Genomic DNA, 12,439 nt, shown 5'->3' with positions numbered 1-12,439 from the left:
TTTTTAAAAAAATGGTGCAACTATTGATATGCCCCCTACGCTACCTATCCTCCCCAGAGAGGAATTTTTAATTTTTGATAGGGGGGCTTCCGAAATAACTCGGAAAAACTTTTTTTGGTTTATCTTCATTTTCTTCGATTGTATGACAAACTGGACAAAGTAATCTTAGATTATTCTCTTCTAATTTAAGAATTGGATCTTCCTTGATTGGTATTACATGATGAACATGAGCACGTCTACCAAAGACGAACCTTCCACATCGTTGACAGCATCCATTCTCTCTTTCGTATACCTTTGACCTGACAAACTTCCATGCATCAGTACGATAGAATGGCTTGTTCTCATGATGATAGATATTCTTCTTATCTTTCTTCTTCCTTGGTTTGTTACGCTTATGTTCTTCACAGTAACGTCCTTTGCTTATCTTGTTATGGCAGCCATTGAAGTCACAGTATTTCATGATAGTAATTCAATGATGTCTTCTTTCTTTTTAATATCAGAAGGAATCTCAATGCCTAGCTCATCAGCATACTCACGTAACTGTTTCACTGTCATATCATTAAATGGTACTGTCACTACTGTAGTATCTGGTTTACTTGATAAGTCCATGCCCAAGATCATACTCTCAGGATTAACAGTTACTCCGAATCCTGGTTCTTCACCAGTTGGTACAAATAGACTTCGCTTTTCTTTGTTATCCCAATACTCTGTACCTGATATTGTTTTTCTAATTTCAGTAATCATTTACTAAACACCACCTATGTAATTTTTACACAATAAAAAGCCACAACTCTTTTCGAGTGTGACTTATTACTTAATCTTTATATTAAAGCGACGTCCACCAATCTTCTACATTTTCAACTTTTTTCTGTTCTTCTAAATCTTCGCTTTTCCAATTAATTTCTTGAACTTTATTTATTAATTCAATATATTCTTTATCTAAAGTATGAAGTTCCTTTGAAAATGTAACACTAGAAGCATATCTTATATTCTTTTTATCCTCACTATTATAACCATCATAAAACCAACTACTAGAAAAATTTCTTTGAGATTCTGAAGAAGCCTTTTCTATATCGTATGCAATTAAAATCTTTCCTAACTCACCAAACATCAACCTTATTTTCTTTTCATGTTTTTCTTGTAATTTATAATCTTTTGCAAAATACGAATGTTTATTTTCATTCATATGCCACCATAAATCATCCTCACACATGTAGTTCTTGACCAATTCATCACTTCTGTTTGCAAGTTCTTTCAATTCCGTTTTTAATTGCCTAGCCTTATCTTCCCCTAATCCAATGACTTTTTCAGGGTTATTTTTAATAGAATGCATTGTATGTTCTTCAAACCAACTAGCTGTAAATTTTACTAGTTCATCCAAAAACATCTCCTTTTTCCCTTCCATTTCATCTAATAATTGTTGCTTCTGTTGTTTGTATGTCGCAATTTGTTCGTCAAAATTCACTTTTCATCACTCTCCTAAAACTATATTTCGACACAATAATACCTATCCCTTTTATCAAATTGAAATATATTAAATAAAGTGATTATACATAATAAAAAGCACTCCATAAGGAATGCTCTTAATGACTTATTCACCTGTTAAAATCTCTCCAAAAACTTCATTTAGATAATCACTTAGAATATCTTCTGTGAGCTTCTCCCCACGTCCTACACAATATAACTCATTTTCTTGCAGTACTATCTCATCTAATGTAGTAGCTTGCATGCCCTTATGATTATAAACTACGATTACATTTCTCTCTTTATCAAGACGTAATTCAAGTTTATCACTTCCGATTTTTACATACTTATTATCGCTATAAGAAATTACTAAATGCTCTACATTACCAGATTTAGGGAATTCATTGTCCATCTTTTTAAAAATTGGAGTTAATTCATTAAATTTCTCTATTAATTTCTTTTCCTCATGATCTTCACCTATATATGCTTTTAATTTGCTGATAGTTTGATCTAATTTACTCATTCGTGCCACAATCCTTTCTACCTTTAATATTGGAATTATAAGCCAATATTATTATAGCATGCATAGAAAGTATATTCCTATTAAAACTATTAATAAAAGAGCAACCATGCATCAGTTGCTCTTTCGTCAATCTCTTATGCTATTACTATAAATATGCTAAATGAGGTTTTATTCTTCTTCCAACTACTAAGTACCGCTATACTCATCTGTTCCAACAATATTAATTAACTGGAAGAAGAGCAAAAGCTCTCCTTAATAACGGTATCATTCAATCATTACCATCTGCTGGTTTCGGATTTTATGTGCCATCATTACGAACCGTTTAGAATTTTAGAAACAACATAGTGAGTTGTGTTTCCCGCCACTTCCCACAATACAAATATAACACGTTAATTCCAAAATAACCGAAACATTTCCTGCCAAAAAGCGGTCACAACTCTGCCAGCCTTTTCATAGTTCAAATTTTTCGACTGCATCTGTTAATTCCACCGGTACACCAAATATACTTTTTTTCATTTCTGTCATTTTCTTTTTAATAATCCACTTTGGATAATTCAATTCTTCTAAAATATTTCTAAAATAAGTTGGATTTAGCTTTAACACATCAGGATTTTTTCCAGTATTCCTTTTGTATCTAATTATTACTTCTAATAGTTCTTCATTTAACATGAATCACCATTACTTCCCCCTTACATTTTATATTTATGTATATACACCATTCAATTCCTTGATACTACCACTTACCCATATCTTATATTGTGTGTAACTGACCCCTTCTCTGAATCGCTTGGTATCATTGATTTCGTTTCACTTTCTCTTTTGAGTTACACAGTACGAAAATTATGAGTAACTGTATAGGGATACCACCAGCATTTTGCAAAATAACCTAAGCTATGCGGAAAAATAAAATAAGCTGCCCATGTGGACAGCTTATTTAAATAATTATCGTTATTGGAAGTCGTTTTAAAATTCTATATGTTTACTTTTTTCTTGTTCTTACGAATAAACCACAACACCACAGTTAAAAATAATAAAAAAATCAGTAAAAAGAGCGGTATTTTTTGAATAAAGAAAAATCCTTTCCAAAAATCTAACCTAGTACTATCAGGAGAATCTGTTGCCATCCCACCTATAAAAAAAGACAACGGAATAGTAATTATATTTATCCCTAAACCGAGCATTACGAATGATAGATTTTTACTCCAGATTTTTGGTAATGCAGCCATAATAAATAAAACTAATGCGGTACCAATTATAAGAAACAGTGATCCAAAATAAAACCCAAAATAAAATAAAATATCCACAATAAATTCCATAATACCCCTCCAAGAATTTAATTATAACATCAATAAGGGTAATTTTGGTTGAATATGATATTCATAGAAAGTTAACATAACGCAATATTATCGGTATCACTGAAAAGAGAAAACCGTACGCCCACCAAGGAACCTTCTTTTTTTTGTTATATGGATCTATGCATTATATATTCCTATCCTAACACGTTTTTAGGGTTCTTGTTTGTTACTGAAACTGTATAAAACCTTGCAAACTCTTAGCGTAGTTTTTTCCAAAATGCTGCAATAACTCTAGATTTAAAAAGAGATAAGCAATGATTAAATTTTAAATCTAGTCATTGCTTTATCCATTGCATCTTGGTTTACACCTATATAACGTAACGTGACCTTCTCTGACGAGTGATTGAATATCTCCATAAGTAATGCTATGTTTTTCGTTTGCATGTACATATGATACCCGTACGTCTTTCTCAGTGTATGTGTTCCTATTTCATCTAGCCCAAAATCTGCCGCTGCTCCACTTAATATCTTATATGCCATACTGCGACCGATTGGGCGATTCCTACCTTGTCTGCTTTGTAATAAATACTCATTGTCTTCTCTTTCTTCAATAAACCATTTAAGTTCTCTTTTCAATGCTGCAGTAATTTGTATTCGTTTCTGTTTCCCTGTTTTCTCTTCTCTCATAGATATATGACTACCTTTGACATCTCCTACCTTCAATTTCAAAATGTCCGAGATTCTCAGGCCTGTATTGATTCCCATAATGAAGAGAATGTAATTACGTAAGCTCTTTTCCTTAAAATAATCTTTTAACTGCTGTATTTGCTCCGGATCACGTATCGGTTGAACAAAATTCATTATTCATTACCTCCCGTTTCTTCTGTCTCGTAAACTTCTAATCCAAGTGCAAAAGCAAGCTTATAAAACGCTTTAGACTTCCAACGTCGATAAGTACGTTCTGACATCCCTATTTCGTTATAAACCATGTAATCACATACGTCCTCTTCTTCTAAATAGCGTTTATAAATAATATCTCTTTGAATGCTTCCTGCACGTCCGTTCCCTAATCGATTTAGAAACTGATCTATACGTACTGACATTCTTTCAAGCCACTCTTCTCGTTTACTTTGTTGGATATTTGCTATAGCAACATCTTCTAACGGCTTACCAACTGTATGTGTAGGACCGTGCTCACGTATTTCATAAGAAGGAGTGACTTTCATTTCTTTACGCATCATCCCAAATTGTCTATGTATACGTACGCTTTCCAACACACCTTCTAATTCCTCTTGTGTCGCTGTTCTATCAATTTTTGGTAAGAAAGATAATTGTTTAGTCATGTAAGACCACTCCTTTTTATTTTTAAATTACTTTTGTCTTATTGCTCCACGTCTTCGTTCATAACAAGGCCTATGCATTCCCATTAAATCTTCAATTTCACGAGTGCTAAATTTCTCTTTTCGTTTTTTCTTCTTTTTCTTCTTTGTTTTATTTGATTGCTTTTTCCATTCACGTAATTGATCTCTTAACCCCTTCATTTCCCCATCTCCCTTTTCAAAATAAAAAGGACACCCATTCGTAAAACAGCCATAATTGCTGCTTTAATGAATTGGTGTCCTCTAGTTTTCTAGCCGGACTATATTTGTTTGCTTTTAGCTTTCTTGCTTCCCTTATAAAATCCATATCTATGATCAACTTCCGAAATCAAGATTACAAGTACCATAATAATTCCAGCTTGTATGAAGCTTTTCGCATTACTAAAGGTCACAAACATGATGATTAAGTAAAGAGCCAAATACATTCCGAAAAACTGTATACCATTCATTTTCTATCCCTCCAGTACTGTTATTTTATTATTCCAGCTTTCACAAAAATATTTCTCCAAGCGTTATCAACTTGATATTTCTCTACTGCCTTTGTGCGACGCGCGATAGCTTTCCTAATTTTTCTTTTCTTTAAATTAGTCATTCTCCTAACCTCACTTTCTTATAAAAGGATTATTTTGTTTAAATTTAGCTTAATTCTCATCAATAATTATCTAAAAATTTTAAAATCGTTATATAATAAACTTAATTCAAAATTAGGAGTGGTTAAAATGCCAGATACAATAAGACTCGTTCTTTTCATCCTTATAGCAATTAGTGCTGTTTTCTCTTTAATAAAAGAGTTTAAAAAATCGGAGAAAAAAGCACTTTGGATTACGATTGAATTTTTAGTTCTTTTCTGGGCGATATGGGTAATAGCGAATATCATAATCTAATTTATAAATTATGATTCCTCCCCTGAATAAAACTCAATATTCCGTCAATACTGTAGACAACCCATTAAGTTACTTTCTCCTTGTTCCCCCTTGGAGGACCGAGTAGTTAGCTTTTGCTAGCTGCTCTTTTATTTGCACATATCATTAAACACCGAATACCTTATGTTTGAAAGTGCTCTGTCTTATCAAAAGGCGATTTGGCGACAATCGCCTTTTTTATTTCTACAAAATGAAGTATTTATATAAAGTTTTCTCAACACCCACACACTGGGAGTTTATTTCCTTTTATGGTAATGTATTGGTAATCCCATGAAGTTCTATCGCTCCATTAAAAGGACCCGCACCCCTAATCGGGTCCTTTTTAATGTTTTCTACTAAAATAGCGTTTTTGTTCAAATTAACCCCCATATAATTGGACACATTTACCAGTATTTTTACCAAAAAATTCATGATATGGTTAATTAGTCGAGTACGTCATTACTTGGCACTTACCCTTAGAAGCCCCGTCGACAATCGGGGTTTCTTTTATCAATATACATTTGTCAAAATAGTTAGTTGAGTGTTAAAATATCATAGATTCTCCTTAGGGAGTTTTCATGTAATTAAACAAGAGTTTACAAGTTCTCGAATCTTAGCCCCTTGGAGCGCCCTTCAAGGGGCTGAACTAATTAAAATAACGATTTTGTTCACTTTTTTGATACATTTATGAAACATTCATGTGTTATCTTCAGTACGTTCTATTCTTTTTATAAAATTGTGTGAGATATACCAACACAAGAAGCCCTAGAGCCCTAACTCTAGGGCTTCTTCATTTAAATAAGGATTTTGTTTAAATTTCTTTAACCTTATTAATTCCTTTGCATACAGTATTATCACAAGAATTTCAATAAGTGCTCCGGTCTAGTTACCTTGAATTTCTTGCAAACCTTGTGGGAAGAATCCGTTTATAACAAACGGGTTCTTTTATCTATTCACCTTTTAACTGGACAAGCATATGTTATTGTATAGAGGCATCTACTCATAGTAATCTACTCATAGTAATCTACCTTTCTTTTCATTAACACGAAATAACAATGTTATTAAAACAAAAGTGCAAAGGTAGTTATTTGCTGATTCCAAATTTAATTAAACTAATAATATATAAATGAAACATTAATAAAAAAGATTATGCTACTATTTTTCTAAACACAAAGATGAGGTGATTTTGATAGAATACAAAAATAGAGATATATTCAATACATTTATTTTTTCAGATGTTAAACCTATTATCATCCCCCACCATCCAACTGGACCGACTGGTGTTACTGGAAGGACTGGTATTACTGGACCGACTGGCGTTACTGGAAGGACTGGTATTACTGGACCGACTGGTGTTACTGGACCGACTGGCGTTACTGGAAAGACTGGTGTTACTGGACCGACTGGTGACACTGGATCTACTGGCATTACTGGACCGACTGGTGTTACTGGTCCTGCTGGTGTAGGTTTAACAAACTACCTATATATTTTTGATACTACCAATCAGTCAATTGTAGTAGGTGGCAGTGTCACTTTTAATACCAATGGACCTATAATAGGTAGCGCTTTTACCCATATAGCGGGCACTGGAAATATTACAATTAACACCAGAGGAACATATGTAGCAGAATTCCAGTTAGAAGCTGCTCGTGAAAACCAATTTTCCTTTGCACTAAATGGTACACCAATTCCTGGTGGTCGTTATGGAACTGGGTCTCCACATTCTATAAATCAAGGTACTGTTGCTTTCACAGTAACAACTGTTCCTTCAACATTAACTTTAATAAATAATACTTCTTCAGCAGGTACTATCACCCTATCTAATAATGATGGCGGCTCTTTAACAAATGTATCTGCAAGTATAAGTATTTTTCAGGTAGGGTAATTACTTAGGTTAAAGAGAAATCAATCATAAAGCAACTATGCTTTATCCTTGTAAATCATTTTTTAATCGTTTAATTTTTTTAAATTTCGATTTGTGATAGAATAAGCACATATCAATCTTTTTACTTTCACTTTAAAGATGATACTTCGCTTTTGGTCCTAGTTTCTTAGGACCTCTTTTTAACTAAATAAAAATTTCGTTTGAACCCATTCACCAATTTCATACTTTTACATACTTTAATACTACCTTTCTGTATAATGTGAGTTCGTCACTTTCGTTATAACAAGGTATACGGAGCGCTCTTGATTAGCGCTCTTTTTATTTGTTGTTAAATAAGAATTTTGTTTAAAAATTAATAACATTCTCTAGCTTGGTGCATCCTATATCTAAAAGGAGCATTTATGAAAATATTAAAATACATATTCCTTACTATTGGATGGATTGCATTATTATCAATTTGGTATGTGATTTTCTTTCCTTAACCCACAAGTTGATTTGTACAATATGTGTTTCTTTTATCGCACTATTTATTAGCAACAACATATACTTATACGGACTATAAAAAATATAGTTCTTGGTCGAAGAGCACCCTTAGGGCAAATGGTGCTCTTTTTGATTAAAATAATGCTTTTATGAAAATTCCATTGTCTAATTTTTTCACTTGTCCATTTCACTTTTCTCTATTTCCGCATTTATTATTAGAAATACTAATTTTTTAGAGGTGAAATTATTATGGACGAGTTATTATCTTCCACTTTAATAAATCCTGATTTACTTGGACCTACTTTACCAGCTATTCCACCATTCACTCTGCCTACCGGACCTACTGGTTCCACTGGACCTACCGGGCCTACTGGTTCCACTGGACCTACCGGGCCTACTGGTTCCACTGGACCTACCGGGCCTACTGGTTCCACTGGACTTACTGGACTTACTGGGCCTACTGGACCTACTGGACCTACTGGGCCTACTGGACCTACCGGGCCTACTGGTTCCACTGGACTTACTGGGCCTACTGGACCTAATAGCGATACTGGGCCTACCGGGCCTACTGGGCCTACTGGGCCATCCGATGGGCCTACTGGACCCACTGGGGCTACCGGGCCTACTGGACCACCCGATGGGCCTACTGGGGACACCGGACCTACTGGAAGCACCGGGCCTACTGGGGACACCGGACCTACTGGAAGCACCGGGCCTACTGGGGACACCGGACCTACCGGAAGCACCGGGCCTACTGGGGACACCGGACCTACTGGAAGCACCGGGCCTACTGGGGACACCGGACCTACCGGAAGCACCGGGCCTACTGGGGACACCGGACCTACCGGAAGCACCGGGCCTACTGGACCTGGATGTATAGAACCCCTACCAACTTTCACACAAATCGTCTATGTAAACAAAGCTGGTAATGACGCTACTGCTGATGGTTCTGAATGCGCACCATTTTTAACAGTGACTGCAGCAATGGCATCAATAACAGATGCTATTGCACCATTTCCAGATCCTTTAAATATAACGAAACGTTATGCTATCTCTATTGGACCTGGCAACTATATCGAACCATTAATTCATTTAAAAGCTAACGTTCAATTAGTAGGAACTAGTACTTTATTAACAAGATTACAAATTCCTTTCGATATAAATGATCCGTCTTGGTTTGATTTGAACTTTTCACAGGATCCTAGATCTGGATTTGTTAATCTGACATTACTAAGTGGGCCTCTTGATTTTAATTTTCAAACGGCGCAAAGCGTTTCAGGTAAATTATTCTTTGTTAGTGTTAATATAACCCCTACTCCTATATTCACAGCTCTTTCTACTTCTGTGAATCAAGTGAATATCCGTGATTCAATGTTATCCGGTGGTTATACTCAAAATGGAATTAACATGGCTATGTTTGCTTCGTTCGTTTCTAGTGGCAATATTACTATTAATTCGCAAGCAACCACAGATACCCAAGTCAATTTAGTTGGTGGTGGAATAAATGGTAATGTCATTATAAATGTGCTACCTGGTCATATTCCAATTGACCCCCTAAATTTAACCAGCTTTGCTATTACAGAAAACATCTTCAATCCCAGCCCTAATTCAGGAAATTTATTTGTCAACGGCGCTAATAACGTTATTACAAGAGTCAGAGCGACAGTTGATTCATTACCTATTCGTTCCCGAATAAATCTTATAGGAACAAGTACATCTTTAATTAGAGTTGATGATGCTTTCGATTTAGCTTATACACCTATTAATCCAGCAAACTGGGCTCCTCTTCCTCCTACTACAGTACAGGAAGCTTTAGATAGAATTGCTGCATTGATGGCAATAACTATCGGTACGCCATAAAAAACTTAGAAAGAGCTTAAATCATCTTTTAATAGGAACTAAATTGCTATGATATGTGACAGAAAAGTCTCTTCAAATCTTATTGGAGAGACTTTTTTAGTTCCTTAGTAAATCCAATATCCAAAAATGACTCTATATCATAAGCAAAGCATTTATTTCTTAACAAAATTCAAATTTGGTCTTACTTTATTAAATTTGAACTCACATTTTCCTCTCTGTGTTGAGTTAAGATAGTCTTTAACGCAGTTGCTATTCCTTCATTAGCAATCCATTGCCCACGTAAGTATCCTGATAAACCTAAATCGCCATTTTCATACGCTTTGTCTGATTCCTTTCTGTTCTCTACTGCTGACTGTTTTAAATGATTGATATATTCTTCAATTACCTTTTTCATTTTCTCTATCCCTCCTAGTCTAGTTCCAGAAATTCTGATCTGGTACGCTTCGAATGAGTTATCCTAATCTTCTGAATACCTTTCCCATGCTCTTCTATTGTTGCATCCCAAGCTTCAGCTTCACTCCTAGCATCAAAGCAATCCATCTTTTGCCGTTCCTCTTTATCGTAAAAATGTACTTCAAAGCTTGGATTGAAAAACTTTTCACTGGTGCTTATAGCGTTGTAGCGGAAACTCCCTATAACATCATCAATAGTTAATTGCTTCATAATCGCATCCCCAGTTATTTAATTTTTTCCGTGATCGTAGTTGAAACACGATCAACTTTTCCACCTTGCCAAGTAATTACTTGTTCCCCGAATCCTGTTACTGGAGGATTCAGTAGCGTAACCTCACCATTCTTGACCACATAAATTTTATTATCAGTAACATCGATTTCAACTTTCGTAGGCTTCATACGACTGAAATCCCCCTTTTTCTTGTTAGCTAACTTTTTGTTGCTGCTTAGGTTGTAACTCTTGTTTCATTGACTCAAATTTTATTAACCATGCTTGCCAACGCTTATCGTTTTCTTCTTGCTGCTGGATTGCTACTTCGCAATTACAACCACTCGTTTCAATTACACCTGGGTAAGTTTCTTTACAAATAATCCCTGTATTACGGCATAATGCACACATGCTTATTCCTCCTTATTAGAAACCTAAATTTGTAAGCCTTTGATCAGCTGTTGTAAATTTCAAAACCCTTGAATCCCCTAATAAACGACTAACTGTTTTAGCATCGTATTTATTAAAAAGTTGTTTTCCGGTAAAGTTTGTTGTAGTAAATGTACTCATTCCTTGTCTAGCGTTTGATACCGCATATAAAAGGCGTTGAATGAAATCCGATGCCTGTCTATTCGAATCAGTTGACCCGCTTTCTGCCCCAAGATCATCTAATACCACCAAATCAGCTTGTCCAATTAATTGGACGAAATATTGAAGTGTATATTTACTGCTCTTATCATCAAAAGAATCCATAATCATTCTTGTTATTGCTTCTAATTCAACGTACAAGCAACTTTTCATAAGATTATAATTTTCTTCTTTTTGACTGATATCCCAAAAATATTGATTTAATTCATGAAGCATACTGTATGCTAGGAAACTTTTTGCCGTCCCTTGATTTCCTGTAAATACAACTTTTCTAATTTCTCCGTTCTTTAAATCCTCCAAGGTTTCTTCTACAGCTTTCTTGTGACTAATCGTTTCATCACACCCAGTTCTGTAATCAGATAATCTTGAAAGAGGAATTTCCTTGTTTGTAATAACACTAGCCTTTTCCAGCATGTTGAATTTCTGCAAACGGCTAATCTTCTTATAATGAGCGTTAGCTTGTTCTTCCAAAACCTTATCGTTTTGCTCAACTACACATCTTGGGCAAACAGGTTTTCCTTGATAAATAATCATTTGAATTGGCTTAATGATTGTTTGTCCACCTATTACATAGGAGTGATTCATACATTGATCAGAATGGTAATTCACCTTCGATTCCAGGGATTCCGCCAGTTTTTTCATTGGTGTTGCCATTTCTATTCGCTCCTTTTTCACCTTTGTTCTTAAACTCTATTTCTGCTGCATTAACATCAGCTAAAGTACGAATGTTTTTATTAACCCACTGTTTTAAAATCCCCTCAGCATAATTCCATTTCTTCTGCTGTTTCAAAGCACGCTCCATAGCTGCTTGTACAAGTTTTTCGCTTGTATCGTTTACCCATTGTGAAATACTTTCGGCTATGAATGAATTTAAAATACCGAAATTATTTTCGTAGAAAGAGAAGATGCTACTACTACTTTGTATATTAGTATTTTGTTTATTAGTACTTAGTTCTTTAGTATTTAGTAGCTTGGGATTTTCCATAAATGGAACTTCCATTTGTGATTTTTCCACTTGTGGATTTTCCATATCTGGATTCTCCACTTGTGGAACTTCATAAATAATTGTCTCCCAGTTAGTAATCTTTCCCTTTTCGTTTTTTACAGGAAACCTTCTAACATAACCGAATTTTTTTAGTTCTTTCATTCCTACTCTTAAACTATCAATTCCATCTTTCGCATGAGTAGATATTTCCTCCATGTAAAACACCCAATCATCTGGTAACGATAAAATGTAAGCCAATATTCCTTTTGCTTTCCAACTTAAACGTTCATCTCGAAGACCTGTATTATTAATGGTTGTGTAATTTTTACTTTTACTAACTCGAAATGTTGCCATT

Annotated in this window: 20 protein-coding genes; 3 read left to right on the top strand and 17 right to left on the bottom strand. The window is 34.8% G+C overall.

Annotated features, from left to right (window positions below):
- Positions 1-67: 67 nt before the first annotated feature.
- The 11 genes from BC_RS12915 to BC_RS12870 form a co-directional block, all read right to left on the bottom strand.
- Positions 68-460, bottom strand: coding sequence for an HNH endonuclease (locus BC_RS12915; protein WP_000872553.1), 393 nt, complete (start codon positions 458-460; stop codon positions 68-70).
- On the bottom strand, positions 457-744 hold the full coding sequence (locus BC_RS12910) for a Rho termination factor N-terminal domain-containing protein (protein WP_000627242.1): 288 nt from the start codon (positions 742-744) through the stop codon (positions 457-459). Before BC_RS12910 ends, BC_RS12915 begins: the two co-directional genes overlap by 4 nt.
- An 82-nt stretch (positions 745-826) precedes the next feature.
- Entirely contained in the window at positions 827-1,465 is a 639-nt protein-coding gene (locus tag BC_RS12905) for a hypothetical protein (RefSeq protein WP_001008298.1), read from the bottom strand.
- A gap of 126 nt (positions 1,466-1,591) precedes the next feature.
- Entirely contained in the window at positions 1,592-1,987 is a 396-nt protein-coding gene (locus BC_RS12900) for a DUF3942 family protein (RefSeq protein ID WP_011110117.1), read from the bottom strand.
- A gap of 450 nt (positions 1,988-2,437) precedes the next feature.
- Positions 2,438-2,656 (bottom strand): hypothetical protein, encoded by a 219-nt coding sequence (locus BC_RS12895; RefSeq protein WP_000930971.1) that lies wholly within the window; start codon positions 2,654-2,656, stop codon positions 2,438-2,440.
- Positions 2,657-2,958: 302 nt separating this feature from the next.
- Positions 2,959-3,303 (bottom strand): hypothetical protein, encoded by a 345-nt coding sequence (locus BC_RS12890; protein ID WP_000394432.1) that lies wholly within the window; start codon positions 3,301-3,303, stop codon positions 2,959-2,961.
- A 297-nt stretch (positions 3,304-3,600) separates the two neighbouring features.
- Entirely contained in the window at positions 3,601-4,143 is a 543-nt protein-coding gene (locus BC_RS12885) for a site-specific integrase (protein WP_001012145.1), read from the bottom strand.
- Complete coding sequence (locus BC_RS12880; protein ID WP_000166181.1) at positions 4,143-4,625, bottom strand: ArpU family phage packaging/lysis transcriptional regulator; 483 nt, start codon at positions 4,623-4,625, stop codon at positions 4,143-4,145. Before BC_RS12880 ends, BC_RS12885 begins: the two co-directional genes overlap by 1 nt.
- A 27-nt stretch (positions 4,626-4,652) precedes the next feature.
- Positions 4,653-4,823 carry a hypothetical protein gene (locus tag BC_RS27685; protein WP_000677453.1) on the bottom strand — a complete coding sequence of 57 codons (171 nt, stop codon included), beginning with the start codon at positions 4,821-4,823 and terminating at the stop codon, positions 4,653-4,655.
- Positions 4,824-4,921: 98 nt separating this feature from the next.
- A complete protein-coding gene (locus BC_RS12875) occupies positions 4,922-5,110 on the bottom strand; it encodes a hypothetical protein (RefSeq protein ID WP_001013362.1) in 189 nt (62 codons plus the stop codon).
- 20 nt (positions 5,111-5,130) lie between these two features.
- The gene (locus BC_RS12870; RefSeq protein ID WP_000183173.1) at positions 5,131-5,253 is read right to left on the bottom strand and encodes a DUF3983 domain-containing protein; all 123 of its coding nucleotides are present in this window, start codon (positions 5,251-5,253) and stop codon (positions 5,131-5,133) included.
- A gap of 127 nt (positions 5,254-5,380) precedes the next feature.
- Between BC_RS12870 and BC_RS27680 the strand changes: the two genes are divergently transcribed.
- From BC_RS27680 to bclF, 3 genes are all read left to right on the top strand, one after another.
- Positions 5,381-5,545 carry a hypothetical protein gene (locus tag BC_RS27680; protein ID WP_001113469.1) on the top strand — a complete coding sequence of 55 codons (165 nt, stop codon included), beginning with the start codon at positions 5,381-5,383 and terminating at the stop codon, positions 5,543-5,545.
- A gap of 1,198 nt (positions 5,546-6,743) precedes the next feature.
- Positions 6,744-7,448, top strand: a complete 705-nt coding sequence (locus BC_RS12865) for a collagen-like protein (RefSeq protein ID WP_002196025.1) — start codon at positions 6,744-6,746, stop codon at positions 7,446-7,448.
- A gap of 732 nt (positions 7,449-8,180) precedes the next feature.
- Positions 8,181-9,791, top strand: coding sequence for an exosporium-associated protein BclF (gene bclF / locus BC_RS28330; protein ID WP_000343919.1), 1,611 nt, complete (start codon positions 8,181-8,183; stop codon positions 9,789-9,791).
- 181 nt (positions 9,792-9,972) lie between these two features.
- Here bclF and BC_RS12855 read toward each other — a convergent pair whose 3' ends face one another.
- The 6 genes from BC_RS12855 to BC_RS12830 are packed head-to-tail and all read right to left on the bottom strand — an operon-like array spanning position 9,973 to position 12,438.
- Positions 9,973-10,185: a hypothetical protein gene (locus BC_RS12855; protein WP_000755581.1), complete on the bottom strand. Its 213-nt coding sequence runs from the start codon at positions 10,183-10,185 to the stop codon at positions 9,973-9,975.
- A 14-nt stretch (positions 10,186-10,199) separates the two neighbouring features.
- The gene (locus BC_RS12850; protein WP_000811858.1) at positions 10,200-10,454 is read right to left on the bottom strand and encodes a hypothetical protein; all 255 of its coding nucleotides are present in this window, start codon (positions 10,452-10,454) and stop codon (positions 10,200-10,202) included.
- A 14-nt stretch (positions 10,455-10,468) separates the two neighbouring features.
- On the bottom strand, positions 10,469-10,642 hold the full coding sequence (locus tag BC_RS12845; protein WP_000805171.1) for a DUF3954 domain-containing protein: 174 nt from the start codon (positions 10,640-10,642) through the stop codon (positions 10,469-10,471).
- Positions 10,643-10,667: 25 nt separating this feature from the next.
- Positions 10,668-10,862 carry a hypothetical protein gene (locus BC_RS12840; protein ID WP_000332463.1) on the bottom strand — a complete coding sequence of 65 codons (195 nt, stop codon included), beginning with the start codon at positions 10,860-10,862 and terminating at the stop codon, positions 10,668-10,670.
- A gap of 15 nt (positions 10,863-10,877) precedes the next feature.
- A complete protein-coding gene (locus BC_RS12835) occupies positions 10,878-11,753 on the bottom strand; it encodes an ATP-binding protein (RefSeq protein ID WP_011110116.1) in 876 nt (291 codons plus the stop codon).
- Positions 11,692-12,438 (bottom strand): DnaD domain protein, encoded by a 747-nt coding sequence (locus BC_RS12830; protein ID WP_000190248.1) that lies wholly within the window; start codon positions 12,436-12,438, stop codon positions 11,692-11,694. The genes BC_RS12835 and BC_RS12830 overlap by 62 nt, the downstream gene beginning before the upstream one ends.
- Position 12,439: the final 1 nt, after the last annotated feature.

It is taken from the genome of Bacillus cereus ATCC 14579, assembly GCF_000007825.1.
In the GTDB taxonomy this organism is placed as follows: Bacteria; Bacillota; Bacilli; order Bacillales; family Bacillaceae_G; genus Bacillus_A; species Bacillus_A cereus.
The sequence above is the reverse complement of the archived record's forward strand: the minus strand, read 5'-3'. Positions and strand labels throughout refer to the sequence as shown.